Origin of the sequence: Terriglobus sp. ADX1 (genome assembly GCF_036877645.1) — a bacterium.
Lineage (GTDB): Bacteria > Acidobacteriota > Terriglobia > Terriglobales > Acidobacteriaceae > Terriglobus.
This window is the reverse complement of the sequence record NZ_JAEDXV010000017.1, coordinates 1-19,495: the sequence shown is the minus strand read 5'-3', so window position 1 is coordinate 19,495 and position 19,495 is coordinate 1. Positions and strand designations below refer to the sequence as shown.

General features: G+C 59.6%; 15 protein-coding genes and 1 pseudogene. 8 read left to right on the top strand and 8 right to left on the bottom strand.

Translation table 11 applies throughout. The features are described from left to right. Positions 1–2: 2 nt before the first annotated feature. The 3 genes from JAO32_RS12380 to JAO32_RS12370 form a co-directional block, all read right to left on the bottom strand. Positions 3–2,600 (bottom strand): RelA/SpoT family protein, encoded by a 2,598-nt coding sequence (locus JAO32_RS12380; RefSeq protein WP_334240808.1) that lies wholly within the window; start codon positions 2,598–2,600, stop codon positions 3–5. 73 nt (positions 2,601–2,673) lie between these two features. Further along, positions 2,674–4,764 (bottom strand): PQQ-binding-like beta-propeller repeat protein, encoded by a 2,091-nt coding sequence (locus JAO32_RS12375; RefSeq protein ID WP_334240806.1) that lies wholly within the window; start codon positions 4,762–4,764, stop codon positions 2,674–2,676. Continuing rightward, positions 4,761–6,371, bottom strand: a complete 1,611-nt coding sequence (locus tag JAO32_RS12370) for a hypothetical protein (RefSeq protein WP_334240804.1) — start codon at positions 6,369–6,371, stop codon at positions 4,761–4,763. Before JAO32_RS12370 ends, JAO32_RS12375 begins: the two co-directional genes overlap by 4 nt. 125 nt (positions 6,372–6,496) lie before the next feature. On the opposite strand from JAO32_RS12370, the gene JAO32_RS12365 reads away from it, so the two are divergent. After that, positions 6,497–6,916 (top strand): helix-hairpin-helix domain-containing protein, encoded by a 420-nt coding sequence (locus JAO32_RS12365; RefSeq protein ID WP_334240802.1) that lies wholly within the window; start codon positions 6,497–6,499, stop codon positions 6,914–6,916. Positions 6,917–7,128: 212 nt separating this feature from the next. On the opposite strand, the gene JAO32_RS12360 is transcribed toward JAO32_RS12365, so the two are convergent. From JAO32_RS12360 to JAO32_RS20060, 3 genes are all read right to left on the bottom strand, one after another. Further along, positions 7,129–8,745: a PQQ-binding-like beta-propeller repeat protein gene (locus JAO32_RS12360; RefSeq protein WP_334240799.1), complete on the bottom strand. Its 1,617-nt coding sequence runs from the start codon at positions 8,743–8,745 to the stop codon at positions 7,129–7,131. Beyond that, positions 8,745–10,352, bottom strand: a complete 1,608-nt coding sequence (locus JAO32_RS12355; RefSeq protein WP_334240797.1) for a hypothetical protein — start codon at positions 10,350–10,352, stop codon at positions 8,745–8,747. Before JAO32_RS12355 ends, JAO32_RS12360 begins: the two co-directional genes overlap by 1 nt. A gap of 442 nt (positions 10,353–10,794) precedes the next feature. Further along, the gene (locus tag JAO32_RS20060; protein WP_443082596.1) at positions 10,795–11,367 is read right to left on the bottom strand and encodes a Fic/DOC family protein; all 573 of its coding nucleotides are present in this window, start codon (positions 11,365–11,367) and stop codon (positions 10,795–10,797) included. 285 nt (positions 11,368–11,652) lie between these two features. On the opposite strand from JAO32_RS20060, the gene tsaB reads away from it, so the two are divergent. The 5 genes from tsaB to JAO32_RS12325 all read left to right on the top strand — a co-directional run bounded on the left by tsaB (position 11,653) and on the right by JAO32_RS12325 (position 15,517). Continuing rightward, on the top strand, positions 11,653–12,330 hold the full coding sequence (gene tsaB, locus JAO32_RS12345; protein WP_334240793.1) for a tRNA (adenosine(37)-N6)-threonylcarbamoyltransferase complex dimerization subunit type 1 TsaB: 678 nt from the start codon (positions 11,653–11,655) through the stop codon (positions 12,328–12,330). After that, complete coding sequence (gene rimI, locus JAO32_RS12340) at positions 12,321–12,803, top strand: ribosomal protein S18-alanine N-acetyltransferase (RefSeq protein ID WP_334240792.1); 483 nt, start codon at positions 12,321–12,323, stop codon at positions 12,801–12,803. Before tsaB ends, rimI begins: the two co-directional genes overlap by 10 nt. Before the next feature lie 52 nt (positions 12,804–12,855). Beyond that, positions 12,856–13,491, top strand: a complete 636-nt coding sequence (locus JAO32_RS12335; RefSeq protein ID WP_334240790.1) for a phosphatidylserine decarboxylase family protein — start codon at positions 12,856–12,858, stop codon at positions 13,489–13,491. 1 nt (position 13,492) lies between these two features. Beyond that, a complete protein-coding gene (pssA, locus tag JAO32_RS12330) occupies positions 13,493–14,332 on the top strand; it encodes a CDP-diacylglycerol--serine O-phosphatidyltransferase (RefSeq protein WP_334240788.1) in 840 nt (279 codons plus the stop codon). A 189-nt stretch (positions 14,333–14,521) separates the two neighbouring features. Further along, complete coding sequence (locus JAO32_RS12325; protein WP_334240786.1) at positions 14,522–15,517, top strand: Asd/ArgC dimerization domain-containing protein; 996 nt, start codon at positions 14,522–14,524, stop codon at positions 15,515–15,517. A gap of 308 nt (positions 15,518–15,825) precedes the next feature. Here JAO32_RS12325 and JAO32_RS12320 read toward each other — a convergent pair whose 3' ends face one another. Further along, on the bottom strand, positions 15,826–16,656 hold the full coding sequence (locus tag JAO32_RS12320; protein WP_334240783.1) for an alpha/beta fold hydrolase: 831 nt from the start codon (positions 16,654–16,656) through the stop codon (positions 15,826–15,828). A gap of 183 nt (positions 16,657–16,839) precedes the next feature. On the opposite strand from JAO32_RS12320, the gene JAO32_RS12315 reads away from it, so the two are divergent. Together JAO32_RS12315 and JAO32_RS12310 are read left to right on the top strand one after the other, a co-directional pair. Further along, positions 16,840–17,529, top strand: a complete 690-nt coding sequence (locus tag JAO32_RS12315; protein ID WP_334240781.1) for an SGNH/GDSL hydrolase family protein — start codon at positions 16,840–16,842, stop codon at positions 17,527–17,529. Positions 17,530–17,716: 187 nt separating this feature from the next. Further along, on the top strand, positions 17,717–18,904 hold the full coding sequence (locus tag JAO32_RS12310; protein ID WP_334240778.1) for an acyltransferase family protein: 1,188 nt from the start codon (positions 17,717–17,719) through the stop codon (positions 18,902–18,904). A gap of 178 nt (positions 18,905–19,082) precedes the next feature. Here JAO32_RS12310 and JAO32_RS12305 read toward each other — a convergent pair. Further along, positions 19,083–19,495 (bottom strand): annotated as a pseudogene (locus tag JAO32_RS12305) (EF-Tu/IF-2/RF-3 family GTPase); the annotation flags it as partial.

Here is a 19,495-nt window from a genome sequence, read left to right as displayed (position 1 = left end):
GATTAGATTTTTGATACCCTTTGGACTTCGCGGACGCCTGGGACTCTTCGTAGGTCTACGGTGAGTTTGTTCAGGTGGCGTAGGTCGAGGGTTTCTACTACGAATTCGACTGTGGCTGTGGTGCCGTCTTCGTTGGCTCGGCTGTCGACGGAGCGGATGTTGGTGTCGTCGTCGGAGATGATGGCCGTTAGCTCTTTGAGCATGCCGGAGCGGTCGTCGCAGGTGATGATGAGGCGGACGGGGTAGCGGGTGGGCTTGGGGCCTCCTGCTGCTGATGGGGCCTCGGGAGCCCATTCGACGTTGATGCGTCGGTCGCTCTCGTAGAGAAGGTTCTGGACGTTGGGACAGCTTCGGGCGTGGACGGCGACTCCTTTGCCTCTTGTGACGTAGCCCACGATTTCTTCACCGCGGATGGGGTTACAACAGCGGGCGCGGTAGACGAGTAAGTCGTTCTGGCCTTCGACCTGGAGTGACTCAGAACCTTTGCCGAAGTAGACGCGCTTGATGGCGTCAGACATCTTGCTAAGTTCCGAGGGCGGCACGGCGGAGAGGCTGCCTGCATTGATGGCGGAGCCTACGGTGCCGGGTTGGGTGGACTCTGCGCTGCTCTGACCTTCGGCGTTGTGGCCGGTGGTGCTGCCGGGGACTAACTTATTTAATGTTTGTCGTGCGGAGTACTTACCGAAGCCGATGGCTCCGAGTAAGTCAGAGGCGTTGCCGAGGCCATAGTCATTGGCGGCGCGGGTGTAATCGTCGTCGGATAACTTATGCAGACTTACTTTGAACTTACGGGCTTCGCGTTCGAGTAACTTACGACCTATCTCAATGGCGCGTTCGCGCTGATGCTCGTTGAGCCAGTGCTTGATCTTGTTGCGGGCACGTGAGGACTTAACGAAGCTGAGCCAGTCGCGCGAGGGCGTGTGGCCGGTCTGCGTGGTGATTTCAACGATGTCGCCGTTGCGGAGGCGGTGGCGCAGGGGGACGATGCGTCCGTTGACCTTGGCGCCGGTGGTGGTGTGTCCGACTTCGGTGTGGATGGTGTAGGCGAAGTCGATGGGGGTGGCGTCTTTGGGCAGGACGACGACTTTGCCCTTGGGGGTGAAGGTGTAGACCTCTTCGGGGTACAGGTCGATCTTGAGGGTCGACATGAACTCGTTGGGGTCGGTCATCTCCTTCTGCCATTCCATGAGCTGGCGGACCCAGGCGAGGCGCTGCTCGTCCTTGGCGTTGACGGTTTCGTTGGCCTTGTATTTCCAGTGGGCGGCGATCCCGTCTTCGGCGATGCGGTGCATCTCCTCGGTACGGATCTGGACCTCAAACTGATAGCCGCCTTCCGCTACGAGCGTGGTGTGCAACGACTGGTAGAGGTTGGGGCGGGGCATGGCGATGAAGTCCTTGATACGGCCGGGGACGGGGCGCCAGATGCTGTGGAGGAGGCCGAGGATCGCGTAGCAGTCCTGCACGGTCTGCGTGATGACGCGGACGGCGAAGAGGTCGTGGACGGAGTTGAGTTCGGTGGAGCCGCCTTCGGATGCGTGGGACTGCAGCTTGGAGTTGATGGAGTAGAGGCGCTTGATGCGGAACTCGACGCGACCGGGGAGCCCGTGGCGGGTGAGCTCAAGGTTGAGGCGGTCCGCGATGGTGCTGAGGAACTCGGAGCCGCCGCGGTTGCGGAGCATCTCGACGTCCTGCGCGAGTTGGAGGTAGCGTTCGGGGTCGACGTACTGGAAGGCCAGGTCTTCGAATTCGCCGCGGAGTTTACCCATGCCGAGGCGGTGGGCGAGTGGCGCGTAAATTTCGAGGGTCTCTTTGGCGATGCGCGTCTGCTTCTCAGGCTTGAGGTGCGCGAGGGTGCGCATGTTGTGCAGACGGTCCGCCATCTTGATGAGGACGACGCGGATGTCGCTGACCATGGCGAGAAGCATCTTGCGGATGTTTTCGGCCTGGTGGTCTTCCTTGTTCGCGAACTTGATGCGGTCGAGCTTGGTGACGCCTTCGACGATGTGGGCGACCTGCGGGCCGAAGCGCCGGGAGATCTCCTGGGTGGAGACGTCGGTGTCCTCGACGGCGTCGTGGAGGAGGCCAGCGGCGATGGCGGTGCTGTCCATCTTCATTTCGGCGAGGACCTGGCCGACTTCGAGCGGATGGATGACGTAGGGTTCGCCGCTGGCGCGCTTCTGGCCTTCGTGTTGCGAGAGGCAGAAGAGCCACGCGTTGCGGATGATTTCGAGGTCGTCGGCGGGGCGCGCGTCGTGGACGGTTTCGAGCAGGGTCTCGAAGTCGGCGTCAATCTTGGCGGTGAGCGCTGCGGGGAAGTCGGGGAGGTATTGCGCGGACTTCGGGTTGCCGGAGGGCTGAGGCGCAGGTGTGGTCTCTGCGGGCGTCAGCGAGCCTTCGGGCTCAGCGAGGTTTGTGGTGTTGTCCATTTCCAGCATGGCTTCGATGCCGTTGGCTACTGGAAGGGTTTGTCCTCGGCGATGGGAGTTCTGCGGGGAGAGCGGCGTGAGCGCAGGTACAGCCGCCTCGAGGTTGCGACCAGAGTCGCTCGAGGAGAGATCAGAATTTCCGGGATTCGCAGGAGACGCCTGCGGGAGGTCCATGAGCTATTTTAGCTTGCGCCGATGGCAATGGCACACAGGTGTCTGTGTGCCATTGCAGTGCTGGACCGTTTTGTTATTGCGCGGGGACTTTGAGGCCGAAGGCGTAGATGGTGTTGTCGGCGGTGGCGAAGGTGATCTGGCCGGGACTGAAGCTCAGGTTGCTGGTGGTGACGGGACTGGTGATCTGGGTGCCGCTGTTCCAGAGCGGTTTGCCGGTGGCGGCGTCGAGGGCGTAGAGCGTGGCGTTGGTTTTGTGGCTGCCTTTGCTCAGGACGAAGACGACGCCGCTGATGGCGATGGGCGCGGATGGTGTGTTGATGGTGGCGGAAGTCCATGCCGGTTCGAGCGCTGTGCCGGTGAGCTTGTAGGCGTGGATGGTGCCGGTGGTTGCGTTGGTGTCGACTGCCAGCAGGTAGCGTGTGCCTTCGTTCTCGAAGGTGGTGAGCGCGTTCGGTTTGAAGCTGGCTTCGGCTGCGCTGGTGCTGTCGGGTGTGCCTGCTGCGGCGGTGGCGGAGAGCACGTGGATGCGACCGTCGGCGGTGGTGATGGCGAGTTGTTCCTTGCTGGACTCGTCGCGGAAGATGACGGGTTGCGAGGCGAAGGTGGTGCCTGTTGGTGCGGGGATATCGAGGCGATGCGTGAGTGTTTTCGGTTCGAGTTGCGCGATGGCCCTGGGCGTGGCGACGTTGACGATGCCGGACTCAGTGAATGCCGGGATACCGATGATGGGGCCGGTGGCGGATTGCCATTTTGTTGGCGCTGGTTGCGGCGAGTTGGGGTCCATGCCGGAGACGATGGGGTGCGAAACGTCGATGGCGTAGACGGAGTTGGACGCGGGGACGCAGTTGTTGGCGGTGCTGGCGTAGATGGTGTCGTCGACGTCAATGAGTGAGGCTACGCCTGTGCCTGCGGGCAGGAATGGCGTGGGCTTGTGGAGTTCTTTGAAGCTGCCCTGGCTGATGCCGTGCAGGATGCCGTCTGTCGTTACGTAGAAGAGTGGCTGCGAGCCTTTGTAGAGGCCGGTGCCGGGCGCAGGACCGGTGCGGACAGGGCCGGTGATGGGCTTGTTGTCTGCGGGGATGCCGCCGGGGCCGGATGCTCCGCCGATAGCTGGGCCGTTGGGTGCAGGGGCATTGGCAGGTGCGGGTGTTTGCGTGGATGCCGGTGCCGGGACAGGCGCTGCGACGGGGCGGGCGCGGCTGACTTCGCTGAGGTTGACGCCTGCTCCGGGAGTGGAGACGGAGGAGTGGTAGCCGCCTTTGCGGCCTGTGCCGGTAATGGGTGGCGGGACGAGTGGTGTGAGTCGTCCGATGGGGCCTGCTAGTGCGGTGGGGCAGGCTTTGGCGGTGGTGGTGAAGTGTTTGTCGAAGTAGGCGCGGCCCAGGTCGTAATCGATGGAGAAGAGTGCGTTGGTGCCGCCGACTACCGTTAAGGCTTTGAAGCCGGTGTAGGCGATGAAGGTGTTGACCTGTACCGGTTCTGAGAGTTCGCCTTTGTTCTGGACTGAGACTTTCCATAGTAGTTGAAAGTCTTTTGCGGTTTCCGGGGTGATCTGGACGTCGGCCGGTACGGAGCGGGAACGTTGCGCGTCCATGGCGGAGGTGGTCCATTCGGGGCCGGTGCGTGAGAACTGGGCGTGGGCTGTGCTGGTTAGGAGCGCAGCGAGGAGGATTCCCCTCAGCGGCTGAAGCCGCTTGTTCCTGGCGGCTTTAACGGCAGGGCTAAAGCCCTGCCCTTCCGAGTACTTCGTACTGTTCTCGACGCTGTGGATGGCCGCATTTCGTGCGATACCCAGGTTCGTGGGTTCCCTGAGCGTTGTAGAGGGTGTGAAGGAATGCAGGTCCTTCGACTTCGCTGCGCTTCGCTCAGGATGACGAACTTCGTTCGTATGGCTTCGCTGCTGACGAACTTCGTTCGTTTGAGCTTCGCTGGTTTTTGTGGCGGGAAGCTGGATGATGCCTTCGTGCGTTCGAGTGCGTTGGGATTCTTCGCTGCGCTCAGAATGACAAACTTCGTTCGTATGGCTTCGCGGATGACGGTCTTCGACCGTATGGTTTTGCTCTTGACGAACTTCGCCCGTGGAGCTTCGCTGCTGACGAACTTCGTTCGTATGAGCTTCGCTGGGTTTTGCTGTGAAAGCGTGCGTGCGATGGGAACGATTCATTTGGCGACTCCGAAGCAGTAGAGGTCACCCTGGAAGGTGGTGATGTAGGCGCGGCCGTTGGCTACGGAGATGGAGCTGAAGTGGTTCCAGCCTGCGATTTGTGTGCCGCTGTCCCAGAGCTTTTTGCCGGTGGCGGCGTCGAAGGCGTAGAGCACGGCGCGGCGTGAGTGCTGGATGCGCACGGCGGATTGCATGGAGGTAGCGATCTGCGGCAGCGGTGGTGGTGGCGGCTCGTTCCAGGCCTGATCGACGCGGGCCTGCATGGCGTCTTCGCCGGAGGCGTAAGCGAAGACGATGCCGTTGGCGATGATGGCGGTTTCGCCGTTGTCCATGTCTTCACTGATCCATGCGGGATCGAGTGACCACTTGCCGTTGCGTTCGTTGACTTTGAAGGTGGCGAGGCCGCCGCGCTTGTTGCGTTCCTTGGTCTTGCTGTTTGTGCCGTTGTCGATGGGCGCGTGGAAGGCAGGGTTGATGGGGCCGTAGAACGGGACGGTGAGCCATGTTTGGCCCTGCGCGTCGTCCCATGTGCTCATGGCGCCCCAGACGCCTTCGTTGGCGTAGTTGGATTGCACGTTGCAGATGAGCGGTGTGCTGTAGAGGGTGGTGCGGTGGTCGTCGCCGCCGAGTTCGTCGCGGTCGAGGAGCCAGACGCGGCACTCTTTCGATGTGCCGACGAGAAGATGGCGGCCCTTGCTGTCAAAGGCGACGGGTGTGACGTTAATGTCGAGGTCGCGCTTGAACATGTAGTCGGCGTTGGGAGGCGAGAAGTAGTCCTGCAGACGCAATTCCTTGCCGCCGTTGAGGTGGAGGCCGACGATGCCGTCGCCGAAATGGCCCGCTTCAGGATTCCATTCCCCGTCGCCGGTGCCCATGTAGCCAACGTCCTGCGGGGAGACGGAGACACCGCGGCGTCCCCAGAGACCGCCGCCGGTGGGAACGAAGAGGCTGCTCTTTTTCGAAGCGATGTCGTACGAGAAGAAGGTGAAGGCTACGCCGCCGCAGCCCTGCGAGACGGAGGTGTAGACCACGCCGTCCTTGATGTTGAGGGCGTAAGGCTTGGCGTTGGGTGGGAGCCACTTTTGCGGGGCTTCGATGTCTTTGCCGGTGGCTGGGTCGATGGTGAGCAGGCGGCCGTCCCAGCCTACGGCGTAGACGGTGTAGTGGCCATCGCTGCTCTTTGTCATGGCAGGCATGGCGGTCTGGCCACCGGGGCAGAGCGTGCCTGCAGGGCGCGCGTTAGGCGGCGGTGTGTAGGCAGAGTTGTAGTGGCGGTGCCAGAGCTGCTTGCCAGTGGCGAGGTCAATGCCCCAGAGGTCGTCCGAGATGCCAGCCATGATGCCGATCTGCTTTACACCGTCTGCCGTTTGCACCTGCGAGGCGATGAGTGGCGGAAAGAGGTTGTGCATTTCGCGGGTGGGGGTGTCGACGTGGAGCTTCCAGAGGAGGTGCGTCTGGGCGACGTTGTCCCTGGTGAAGAGGGTTTCGCCGTGGAGCTGGCCCGTGCGACCGTTGTCGACGCCTTCGGTGAGGTAGTCGGTGGTTTGGGCCTTGGCCGAGAGGCCGAGGGCGAGGAGAAGGAGGGTTCCGGCGTGGCGAAAATTCACTGCGGCCTCTGTAAGTTGAATCGTCTCAGAAAAAGAGGCTACCGGGGCAGTGCGCGGTCGTCAATCGGTGTTACGATTCGGGCGTGATGCGGCGTTCTTTTTTCTTCGTAGGCGTTCTTGGTTGCGTGTCTGGAACTGCTTTGGCGCAGTTGCCGGCGGGGCATGATGCGGCGTTGGTGCAGAAGAAATGCACCGTGTGCCATGACACGGATCGCGTGATGAGTCAGCGGCAGGATGCCGATGGATGGCAGACGACCGTGAACAAGATGAAGGCTCTGGGAGCGCAGATTGATGCGGTAGAGCAGAAGAAGATTGTGGCGTATCTGGCTGCGGCCTTTCCGGCGGAGATGGGGCCGAAGCTGAATATCAATCAAGCTTCGCAGGTGGAGCTGGAGGCGGCGTTTTCATTGCGGCGGAAAGAGGCCGCGGCGGTGGTGCGGTATCGGGAGTCGGTTGGTGGGTTCAAGTCTGTCGAGGATTTGAAGAAGGCTCCGGGGATGGATGCGCGGAAGGTGGATGCGAAGAAGGCAGATCTTAAGGTTTAGCTGGTTTCAGTCCTGGAGCCTTTCGTTTGCATCGTAGTGGGCACAGAGGAATGCAGGTCCTTCGGCTTCGCTCAGGATGACGGTCTTTGACCGTATGAGCTTCGCTTGCGAAAGCTAATCAATGAAGCTGGTCAATTTCGATGCGTGAGAAAAGGCCCGCTTTCGCGGGCCTTTCTGGTTTTCGTTGCATTTGGAGGCGAACGAAAGTTGGGTTAGAGGCCGAAGCAGTAGACGTTGCCGTCGTAGCTGCTCATGTAGACCTTGCCGTTGGCTACGGTGATGCCGGTGAAGTGGTTGAAGGAGGTGATGGTGTCCTTCGAGGACCACAGTTCCTTACCGGTTTCCGCGTCGAGGGCGTAGACCGTAACGTGGTTGGACAGAGCTGCGCGGTTGGTGGAGTCGAAGTTCAGGCCGATGTCTGGCCAGACCTGCTGCGTATCGTCGCCGGAACCCCAGGTGTAGACCACGCCGTTGGCGATGATGGGCGGCTCGCCGCGGAACATGTCACGCGAGACCCATGCTGGTTTGTATGTCGGCTTGCCGTTTTCTTCCACCAGCTTGAATGCGGCTACGCCGCCTTCCTTGGTGGCTGGGGTGTTTTCGATGGGGAAGTGGAACTGTGAGTGCTTCGGACCCCAGAAGGGAACGAGAACCCAGCGTGTGCCTGCCTTGTCTTCCCACGAGGAGACAGCGCCCCATGATCCGGCGGAAGCGAAGTCGACGGCTTCGTTGCAGATGTAGTTCGTTTTGATGAAGGGCTCGTGGTGATCAGCAGTGCCGCCGGGGTTCTGCGGATCGAGGAGGTACAGGCGGCATTCCTTACCGGAGGCAGCCATGTATTCCTTGCCTTTGAAGTTGAATGCGGTCGGCGTGTTGTTGGGATCGAGATCGCGACGGCGTAGCCAGTCCCAGTTGGGCGGGGTGAACCAGTTCTTCACTTCCCAGTGGCCTTCGTTCAAGTGGAAGCCCACGACGGAGTTGCCGAGAACGAGGTTGTTCGGGTTCGACGGGTTGTAGGGGCCGTCACCCGTGGTGGTCCAGACAGTGCCGTCCGAGGTGATGACGGGACCGCGACGACCCCACAGGCCACCGCCACCGCCGAAGCCCTTGGAGGTGGTTACCTTGCCGTAGTCAGGGCCGGGTGCGACAACGGCGGAGAAGATGCCGCCGCGGCCTGCCCAGATGATGCTGCCCTTGTAGAGCTGCAGGGCGAACTTGCTGGTGGAACCGCCCTTGATGGGTTCCTGAATGTCTTCGCCGGTGACGTTGGAGAGCGTGTGCAGATTGCCGCCGCCGTCAATGACGTAGATGGGACGGACGCCCTTGGCATCGGGTTCGCCGATGACGGGAACGTCGGTGGAGCCGCCGGGATTGAGGAAGTTGTAGTGACGCGTGTCCTTGGGTGGCGCGGGCATCTGGCGGGGTTGGCCGTCAGGGCCCATGCGGACTTCCACCTCGGGCGCCTTGTACTTGAAGTGGTGCTCGAAGAAAGGCTTGCCGGACTTCGCGTCGAAGGCGTAGAGCGTGTCGCCGACTCCGAGGATGTAGACGATTTCCTTCGGGCCTTCGGGGGTGGGCACGTTCTGGACGACGAGCGGATCCATGAGGGTGTGGAGGCCCTGCGGATAGACGTCGGTCTTGGTCTTCCAGAGGAGCTTCATCTTGCCCACGTTGGTCTTGGAGAGGATGTGCTCATCCTTGTTCCAGCCGGAGCGTTCGATGTCGCCGCCGGACATGAGCCAGTTGCCGTTCTGCGCAACGGCCATGCCGCAGCCGAGGACGACAGTCGCAATTGCGGAGAGCGTTTTGAGTTTGGTGGTGTTGAACATTAGCGCTCCTCCGGAATGCCGAATTGCAACAGGGTGTTGTCGTGGGCGGTGACGTAGATGTGGCCGTTGGCAGCGGCGAGCGGCGTGTTGACGAACGATGTGATGGACGCGCCGCTGTTAAAGACTTCTGCGCCGGTGGCGAGGTTGAAGATGGTCAGCTTTCCGGGCTTTGCTTCCTTCTCCACTTCGGCGACGGACTTGAGTTTGCCGCTGGCGGTGGTGAGGCTGGGCAGGCCGGAGCTGACGCCAGCGACCAGGCCGCCGATGCTGACGGGGCCAACAGGTGCGAGCATGTCGCCGGACGTCCATGCGGGAACGAGTTTGGCGCGACCGGAGGAGGCGTCAAACTTAAACGCGACGATGGCGCCGTGGGTGATGGGGCCCTTGGAGCCGGGGAAGGTGGTGGCCAGCGGGCCGTGGACGGAAGCCAGGACGTAGCGGGTCTTGGTCTTTTCATCGACTGCGGTGGCGAAGTGGCCGAAGATGCCTGCACCGCTGCCGGGCTTTACCAGAGCTTCCGAGGCGAAGAGTGGCGAGTGATGATCGCTGCCACCGGGGGCCGAGGCATCCAGAAGATAGACGTGGCCGGAGCGATCGCCTGCGAGGATGTATTCCTTACCACCTTCGGTGAAGACAGCGGGCGTAACGCCGGGATCGCCGGGGTGGAATGCGGGCTCGCTGGCTGGCGTGAAGTAATCCTTCACGGTGAGCGTGGCCGCGTCGAGCTTCAGGAGCGTGTCGCTGTAGTTGCCTGCTACGTCGCCTTTGCCGGTAGGCACGGTGCCGTAGACGAAGTCGCCCTTGAGATCCATGGCGGTGCCACCGGCTCCAGCGAAGCCTTCACCGTTGGTGAGGAAGCTGACAGGCTCTGACCACTTGGGTTGTGTCTTGAAGGGCTTGTCCGGTTCGTTCTCAATCGTGGGCGGGGTGAAGGTGGAGGCGTAGAGGCCGTTGGCCGTGCCGTTGCAGCCGTTGATGGTGGCTGCGATGAAGGTGTCCTTTGCGCTGATGTTCAGGGCGGAGACATTGGCGCCGGCGGGCGCGAGTTTCTGCGGCGGAACCCAGCTGTTATTGGAGTCCTGCTGGCGCATGGTGTAGACGTAGCCGTCTTCACCGATGTTCCAGAGAAGGCCGAGGCGACCGAAGCCACCGCCGCCGCCGAAACGAGAGGTGCTGGAGAGTCCGGCAAGAACCGGTGCTGCCGTCACACCGCCAGGGCAGAGAACGGTGGGCGCGCTGGCCTTCACGGTTTCCTTGCCGGGGACGGTGGTGGCGGTTTTGAACTCGTAGTTCAGGTCGGCGTCGTTCTGGAAGGTGGTGCCGGATGCGGAGCCGGTCCAGAGGAACTCATGGAAGCCGGTGTAGCCGATGACCGTGGCGACGTCGATGGTGGAGGTGATGGAGTTGAGGCCAGCCGCCTTCACCGCCGCGAACTTGTGCTTGTAGAGCAACACGATTTTGCTGGCAGTCTCTGGGGACAGGTGGGTGTCCTGCTGGGCCCAACCATCGCGTTGAGGATTACCGGCCACGGTCGGCCAGTTGGCTGCCCAAAGGCAGGCGCAGGAACTGGCCGCGACGCAAAGCGACCAGAGAGCTTGTTTCCGCATGCAGAGACCTCACTCAATTGCTGAAAAGTGCATGTCCATTGAGGGCGTTTTGAGACGTCTCACAATGGGTCGTAAAAAACTGCTTCCGACAGGCCAATGTGGCGGTGCGTTTCAGAGAACGCGTCCCAGTGGGTCCGAGTGGAAGCGAACTGTTTATTCCATTCGCGGAGAGGGGTTGTCAAGAGGTTGTTTTCGGGTGTCATGACAGCCGGGCTTCTGTCGACGTTCTTCGCACGATGGAGCGGCTAAAGTCGCTTGAGACATCGATCCGGCTTACGATGTGTTTGGGATTTCCTGGGGATTTGTAGAGGGTTGAGGGGAATGCAGGTCCTTCGGCTTCACTTCGTTTCGCTCAGGATGACGATTCTTTGAATCGTAATGAGGGGCTTTGCCGCTGGCCCACGTCTCAGAAGCGAGACGTGGGGCACCCGCTGCAAGGGGCCTATTCCGATAAGCGAGCCAGTTCATGCGTGAGTGGATCGATTTGACCGGCAAAGCTGGCAATCATTGCGGCTAGAAAGGAATCTTTCTCCAGACGCTCGAAGTGGAATGGATGGCCGAAAGTCTGGCCTATGAGGCCGATGAAGGCCAGCTGGGAACGCCCATTGCCTTCACGAAAGGGATGGATTGCATTGAGTTCACCCAGAAACTTTGCAACCAGAGTCGCAAATGTTGCTCGTTCGCAGTTCGCGAATTTCTGACCGTTTTGAAAGTGGTCGCACAGAGAGTTCATCTCTTGCTCAATGTACTCGGGATAACAGAAGGAGTTGCCACCCTTGGATGTTCGGACTGTGCGGTATTTCCCAGCCCAGGCATAGACATCCTGAAAGAGGTGGTGGTGGATGCGACAGTAATGCTGTGCATCGAAGTTTCCCTCAGGGAGTGGTTCTTCCGCGCGCAGGGTGGAGATCTCTATCTCGAATGCTTCTAGTTGAACGGGATCGCGTATGTCGAGGAGGTTCTGTAGGACTGTCGACCCTGAGTACGCATACGGATCATCGAATGCGTCATACATAAGCTTCTAGCGGGTACGAGATCCTGAAAACGCTCGTAGCGTCGCTGCTCTCCGCTCTGCGGGCGGAAGCGCTGCATTGCCCTTGAGACGTTCTTCACTGCTGCGTGAGAGCTTGAGCCCTTCTACCGCGGTAATGGCGGCAAAAGCGCGTTGGCCGATGACATAAGCCTTTGCGGAAGACGTTTTGGTAACGGACTTTTCCACGTTGTTAGTCTAGCATCGCGTCTGGAAGGCCAGCCCCAAAGGCAACAGCCTGTGACAGCTGGGAATGCATATCATCAAGGGATGGCTTGGTTGCTGCTTCTGGATACTTGTGGCGAAGGCGGCGGTGTTGGGCTGGCTCGTGTGGATGGGGCGGCGGCTGCGCTGGTTACGGAGCGTTCGCTGCCCGGGCGCGAGACGCAGGAGCGCCTGATGGTGGCGCTGGATGAGGTCTTTGCCGAGGCTGGCGTCGCAGGGGCACACCTGGATGCGATTGCTGTGGTGCATGGGCCGGGATCGTTTACCGGGGTGCGGATTGGATTGGCGGCGGCGAAGGGGCTGGCGGACGCGCTGGATGTGCCGTTGATTGCGGTTTCCCGGTTGGAGTCGCTGGCTTCGCGCTGGTTTGTGAGCCGTGGTCCTGAGGCGGGAAGCGAGACGGTGCAGGCCTGGCTGGATGCCGGTCGTGGCGATGTGTTTGTGGGGCGATATCGCGGAACGGTGTGCGAAGAGGAAGTGATGCTGCCGGGAACGGCCGCTGTGGCTGGCGCTGGCGATGTGCCGGTGGTGGTGATGGAGGATCGGCTGGCGGAGCTGCTGCCACGGGCGCTTCGGGTGAACCCGGTGGGTGTCCGCGAGGCGCTGGGGATTGCGTTGCGCAAGTTTCTGGCGGGCGAGTTTGCGGACACGGCTTTGCTGGATGCGAACTATCTGCGTGTGCCGGATGCGGAGTTGGCGCTGCGGGCGCGGCAATGCGCGTGACGGTGCGCGCGGCTGTTGCCGGCGATCTGCCGCAGGTGCACGCAATTGCTGCGGCAAACCCCTCTGCGCCGCAATGGACGCTGGCGCAGTTTGAGGAGATTCTGTCGGCTGGCGAGAGCGCGGTGACGCGCGTTTTGCTTGTGGCGGCGGCAGGTGCGGCGGTCGTGGGATTTGCTGTGGTTTCCGCAGTGACTGTGGTGTATCCGGTGGAGGCTGAACTGGAGAGCATTGCCGTGGCCCCGGAGTGGCAGGGGCAGGGCGTGGGACGGGCGCTGATGCAGGATGTGCTGTGGTGGGCGGAGTCTGTGGGGGCTAGGGAGTTGCGGCTTGAGGTTCGGGTGAGCAATGTTGTTGCTCGGAAACTCTATGAAGGAATAGGCTTCAAGCTCTGTGGAATGCGGCCGAAGTATTATGCGAACCCCGTGGAAGATGCGGTTTGCATGAATCGCGAAACGATGGCCCGGGAAGTATAAGTAGGGGAAACTCTCCGACGGAAATCCGGCGGCATGGGTATCATGGAGCAGTATGGTTCGTGATGGTATTTTCTACGCGCTAGGCCTGATTGTGGTCGCGCTGTTGCTTTGGTGGTTGACCCGGTCGATTGGCGTCAGTGCGATTCCGCTGGTGCTGGCAGTTTTTTTCTTGTGGTTTTTCCGGGATCCTGCACGCCGAATCCCGAATGAGCCGGGTGCGGTGGTATCGCCTGCCGATGGAAAGGTGACCGAGGCGGAGTGGCTTGAGACGCCGGACGGAAGCCGTCTGCGTCTGAGCATCTTTCTGAACGTGTTTGATGTTCACGTAAACCGGTCGCCCATTGAAGGCACGGTTAAGTTGGTGAACTACAAGACCGGCCTATACCTGAATGCCATGCGTGCGGACAGCAACGTGCTGAACGAACAGAACGTTGTGGTGATTGAGAACGAGAACTGCTCGGTGCAGGTGAAACAGATTGCCGGATTGCTGGCACGCCGCATTGTGTGCTGGGTGAAGCCAGGCGACACGCTGGAGCGTGGGCAGCGGTTTGGGTTGATCAAGTTTGGATCGCGTGTGGACGTGCTGATGCCGGCGGATGCAAATCTGAAGGTAAAGAACGGCGATCGCGTGAAGGGCGGAAGCACCATCCTGGCAGTGGTTCCTGCTAAGAACACGGTGGAAGGCTAACGTGGAGCCTCGTAAGGGAGGCCGGCCAAGACGCGGACTGTATGTATTGCCGTCGATCTTTACCGGCGGCAATATTGCGCTTGGCTTTTATGCCATTACGCAGAGCATGCGTGCGACAGCCACGGATTACGCGGCGTTTGATCATGCTGCCTTGGCGATTGCTTTTGCGCTGCCGTTCGATGCACTGGATGGTCGTATTGCGCGCATGACGAATACGGAAAGCGACTTTGGCCGCGAACTGGATTCGCTGGCCGACGTGATTACATTCGGTGTTGCGCCTGCGATCCTGGCTTATACGTGGGGCTTTCGTATGCTGCCCGCGACCGCGTATCCACACCTCCATCATCGTTTGATTGCGTTTGGGCTGGTGGCCGCGTTTTTGTTTTTGATCTGCGGCGCGTGCCGGTTGGCGCGGTTCAATGTGTCCATCAATCCGAAGCCGAGCAATCCCGGACGACCGGGGCGCAGGTACTTTGTGGGCATGCCGATTCCGGCGGCCGCGGGTGTGATTGCCAGCGTGGTGCATTGCTTCAATGGATCGCCCATTGATAATCCGTGGATTGCGCTGGTGTGGTTGTGCCTGTTGTTGTTTACCGGATTTTTGATGGTGAGTCGCTGGCGCTTCTGGAGCGGTAAAGAGATCACGCTGGTGGATAAGCAGCCGGTGCGGTTGCTGGTTCTGCTGGTGCTGATGGCCGTGTTGCTGGAGGAGTTCTCAGAGTACTTGCTGATCAGCATGGCGTTGGCATATATGGTCAGCGGTATGTGGGCTCGGTTGATGTATGCGGCGCAGAGTCGGCGAGCACGGCGGATGGGCATGCCGCTGCCGGGGACGAATTAGTACTTCGTACTGTTCTCGAAGAGCCGCGCGTTTGTTGGGGCATTGCCGGCTTCCTGAGGCGTTGTAGAGGGTTGAGAAGAATGCAGGTCCTTCAGCTCTCCGCTTCGCTTCGTTCAGGATGACGGTCTTTGACCGTATGAGCTTCGCTGGTGGAGTCGTGGTGCGATTCCTGGCATCTGAAAGAGAGATATGGCTAAGACGAATTACCGCATTGCGGTGGTAGGCGCAGGGTCGCTGTTGGGCAAAGAGATTGGCGACGAGATCGTTGAGAGCCCGCTGGCCTCTGCTGTGACGATCCTGCTGGATAACGAAGAGGCAAGCGGCACGCTGGAATCGATGGGCGATGAAGCCGCGTTTCTGCAGACGATGGAGCCTGCGGCGCTGGAGAACGTCGACGTGGCGATCTTTGCAGATGCGAAGATGCTGCGTGAGTACGCTGGTACGGCGCGTGCGATGGGCGCGGCTGTAGTCGACGCAACGGGTACGGATGTGGATGCGCCGGTCCGGTTGCCGCTGCTGGCCGATGCGGCTCCGCTGGATCTGGAGACGGCACAGGTGCGTGTGGCGCATCCGGTGGCGACGATGTTGTCGCTGGCGTTGGCGCAGGCTGGGCGTGTTGCCCCGGTGAAGGCCGCGTATGCGACGGTGTTGCAGCCTGCGAGTGAGAATGGGCGCGCGGCGCTGGATGAGTTGCAGCAGCAGAGCGTTAATCTTTTGAACTTCCAGTCGGCACCGACGGAGGAGTTTGATACGCAGGTGGCGTTTAACCTTTTGCCCGCGCTGGGGGAGGCTGCAAAGAATCCGCTGGCGAAGACAGAAGAGCGCGTCGTGCGCGAGTTGAAGTCGCTGCTGCCGGGTGGGCCTGTGCCGATGTTGCAGTGGTTGCAGGCGCCGGTGTTCCATGGGTTTTCGGTGTCGTTGTTTGTGGAGTTTGAGAAGCCCGTAACGCTGGAAGCGGTGAGCGCGGCGATCACTTCCGAGTCGATGGACCTGGTGGGTGAAGAGGGCGATCCGCCGAGCAATCTTTCGTCTGCCGGGCAGGGACAGGTGCTGGTGCAGGTGAAGGGTGAAGGCGCTCGCTATGCGGTGTGGATGACTGCGGATAATCTCAAACTGACGGCACGGACGGCTGTGGCCTGTGCGCTGGAACTGACGCGGTTGCGGCCGCTGGGAAAAGTGCAGTAGGTGATACGAAAAGCAGAACGCAACGAGCGCAAAGAAAGCTCTGCAAAGACCGCAATGTTTTTCTTGTTGCACATGCGAAAGCCCCGGATACCGGGGCTTTTTGCTGTTTCGTGATCCTCGTCCGAACTAGCGAATGACGGGATGAAAGAAGATGAGGCAAAGAACGCCCACTACGCCAAGGCTGATAACAAACGGCTGCCAGAGGCGGTCCGGTAGGGACAGTTCTTCGTGATGGTGGTCGCTCATGGAGATCTCCTTCAGGAACACTTCTATCGTACCTGATTGGGCGTGTGTGGTGCGTGCCAGTTTCAGCCCTGGATGAACGCCAACAGGTCCGGGTTGATGACGTCAGCATGTGTGGTGCACATGCCGTGCGGGAAACCCTCGTAGAGCTTCAGCGTGCTGTTTTGCAGGAGTTTTGCGGAAAGCGGGCCGGCGTCCTTATAGGGGACGATCTGATCGTCGGTGCCATGCAAAACAAGTGTGGGCACGGTGATGGCCTTCAGGTCTTCCGTGAAGTCGGTTTCTGAGAAGGCCTTGATGCAGTCATAATGCGCCTTTGTGCCGCCCATCATGCCCTGACGCCACCAGTTGTCGATGACGCCCTGGCTTACCTTGGCGCCGGGACGGTTGAAGCTGTAGAACGGGCCTGCTGCCACGTCAATGTAGAACTGCGCGCGGTTGGCTGCGAGCGTTGCGCGGAAGCCGTCGAAGACTTCGATGGGCAGGCCACCGGGATTGCTCTCGGACTTGACCATGATGGGCGGTACTGCGCTGATGAGGACGGCCTTGCCTACGCGGCCGGGCTTGGAACGCGCGACGTAACGAGCGACCTCGCCGCCGCCGGTGGAGTGGCCGATGTGCACGGCGTTCTTCAGGTCGAGTGCGTCGGCCAGCGCGATTACGTCGGCAGCGTAGGTATCCATGTCGTTGCCGGTATCGGTCTGCGTGGAACGGCCGTGGCCGCGGCGATCATGCGCGATGACGCGGAAGCCCTTGCCGAGGAAGTAGAGCATTTGCGTATCCCAGTCGTCTGCACTGAGAGGCCATCCGTGATGAAAGACGATGGGCTGTGCGTCTTTGGGACCCCAGTCCTTGAAGTAAATGCTGACTCCGTCCTGCGTGGTGATTGTGTCCATGGCGTTTCGTCTCCTTGTCGTTCGGGGCTGTTAGAGAAGCGCATCGCTGCCTTAGAAGTAGGCAACGGCAGAGGTCAGGTACTTCAGTATCACCGCGTCCACGGATACTGACTATGAAAAACCGATGGCATTGCTGATGAAGCGGAACTCTACGAAGTTGGATGCGGAGCCTATACTCTCTTCGTGCGCTCCCTTGGACTTTTTCTACTGTCTGGCTGCTTACTTTGCTGCACGTCTCTTCGTGCGCAGGTACGTGTCATCAATGATGGATTTCCCGGCGAAAACACTGAGGAGTTGGATTCGCGCATCGACCATGCGCTGCGTGAGTTTCACCCGCAGATTGTGGTGTTGTTCGTCGGTGCCAATGATGCTTTGAATGATAAGAAGCTGCTCCCCACTGCGTTTACCGAACGACATCTGGAAGCGATGGTGAAGAGCGTTACGGCCACTGGAGCGCAGGTGGTGATGGTGCAGATCCATGCGCCGGATATGGTTCGGCTGATGAGTCGTCACAAACTGGAAGAGTATGGGGGCGTTGGGCCGTTGCAGCGCCTTGCCGTGGTGAACGATTTCATTGCGCAGATTGCGCAGAAGGAACACGCAGCGCTGGTTCGTTTTGGAGATGTGCTGAACAAGGCCGGTGGTGCAAACCACCAGTTGAGTTTGGACGGCGTTCACCTTACGCCGAAGGGCTATGGCTTGTTAGCGCAGGCTGTCCGCAAGCAGCTTCCTCAGAATCTGCCTGCGAATACGACCATTCTTTGTTTTGGGGATAGCCTCACGTACGGCATTGGCGTGCGGCCGCCAAATGGTGCACCGGAGACTCCTGAGACCTATCCTTCGCAGCTACGTCATTGGTTGCAGAGGCAATAAAACAGATTTTATGCGCGATGATAATGAGAGTAGTTGACGAGTTCTCATTGTGCATCCGAGTAGCTGCGGTGTTCCCATCTGTCTCATGCCAACCGGGAATTCCCTCTTCCATCTTTGCCAGTCCACGCAGTCTTTCGAATGCATGGCTTGATCCGCCCGTAACCATCATGCGAGTTTGTATCTAAGAATGACCACGCAATCATCCATTGATACTTCCACCACTGGGCGGCATATTCCTGCCCTTGACGGGATCCGCGGGGTAGCGATTCTCCTGGTGCTCGTCGTCCACTTATTTGGCTTCAATACAAATTACAACGGAGGTTTCGCAGGTCGCCTACTTGCGCGCACGACGGATGCAGGCTGGGTCGGTGTGGATTTATTTTTTGCGCTTTCAGGTTTTTTGATCACGGGTATCCTGTACGACACCGTTCAGAGCAAGCATTATTTCAAAAATTTTTATGTCAGACGTTCATTGCGTATAAGTCCGCTTTATTACGGATTTATATGCTTCGGCATTCTGGTAGTCACTCTCATCGGGTATCAGTGGTTTGGCCGGTCTCTGCTCATCCATCTGACATACACTCAGAATCTGCTTTCCGCAGGGCCTGTCTCGACTGCGAACTGGTTCAATCTCGTTCCGTTCTGGTCGTTGGCGATTGAAGAGCACTTCTATCTTTTTTGGCCCTCCGCGATATATTTGCTTCGTTCGAAAAAGAGAATCGTCACGTGCGCTCTTATCCTGGCCGCAATATCTATAGGCGTGCGCTTCTGGCTGTTCTTTAGCGGAAAAGCTGCGGCGTCTCCCTATCTTCCATATGATTGGACGCCAGCCCGCCTTGATACGCTTCTCTTTGGTGCTGTACTCGCCATGTTAGTCCGGTCTCAATACCGTGATCGTGTGTTGAGGCTTGCGCCCACATTGGCGTGCCTCGGTTTTGTGATGTTGGTGCTGTATGGCGTACACGCCAAAGGTATTCACCATGTGGGAGACCCGGGGATGAGTACCATTGGTTATAGCGTGGTGGGGATCGTAGCATGCGCGGTCATCGCATCCGCGCTTCGTCCGGAGAGTTTGGCTCAGCGGACCTTCTCTGTTTCCGTATTGCGTTTCTTCGGAACCTACAGCTACGGACTCTACGTTTTTCATTTCACAGTCGCCAGACTGCTCGAGCTTCGTTTTCGTCCCTTACTGAGGGAGCATGTTTCGAACGCTCTTGCCATCGTTGGAACAGGAGTGTTGACCATGGCTATTTCGGTGGTTGTAGCTATGCTCTCTTTTCACTTTTTTGAGAAGCCTATCCTGTCTCTAAAGCGACATTTTCAGGACGACAGTCCCGTACCCAAGTTGAGAAAGCGACTCTCCTTCCGCGGTTAAAAATGCGGTTTTAGTATCCCCGCAACAGAGAATAGAAGGAGCTGCAAAACGAGAGGGTTGGTGGTGTCCTTCCATTGAATACAAAAAAGGGCCAGCCTTTCGGCTGGCCTTTTGTTGTACTGATCTTCTTTCCGTTCTCGAGCATCGCGAAGAGCGATGTCGAGAACGGTGCGAAGCACTACTTGATGATTTCGGAGATGGTTCCGGCGCCTACGGTACGTCCACCCTCACGGATAGCGAAGCGCAGACCCTTTTCCATAGCCACCGGCGTGTGCAGCGTCACTTCGAGCTGCACGTTGTCGCCCGGCATCACCATCTCGGTGCCTTCCGGCAGCTTCGCCGATCCGGTTACGTCCGTCGTACGGAAGTAGAACTGAGGACGGTAGCCGTTGAAGAACGGGGTGTGACGACCGCCTTCTTCCTTCGACAACACGTACACTTCGCCCTTGAACTGCGTGTGCGGCGTGATCGATCCCGGCTTCGCCAGAACCATGCCGCGCTCCACGTCGTCCTTCGCCGTACCACGCAGCAACAGACCTGCGTTGTCACCGGCAAGACCCTCGTCCAGCTGCTTCTTGAACATTTCCACGC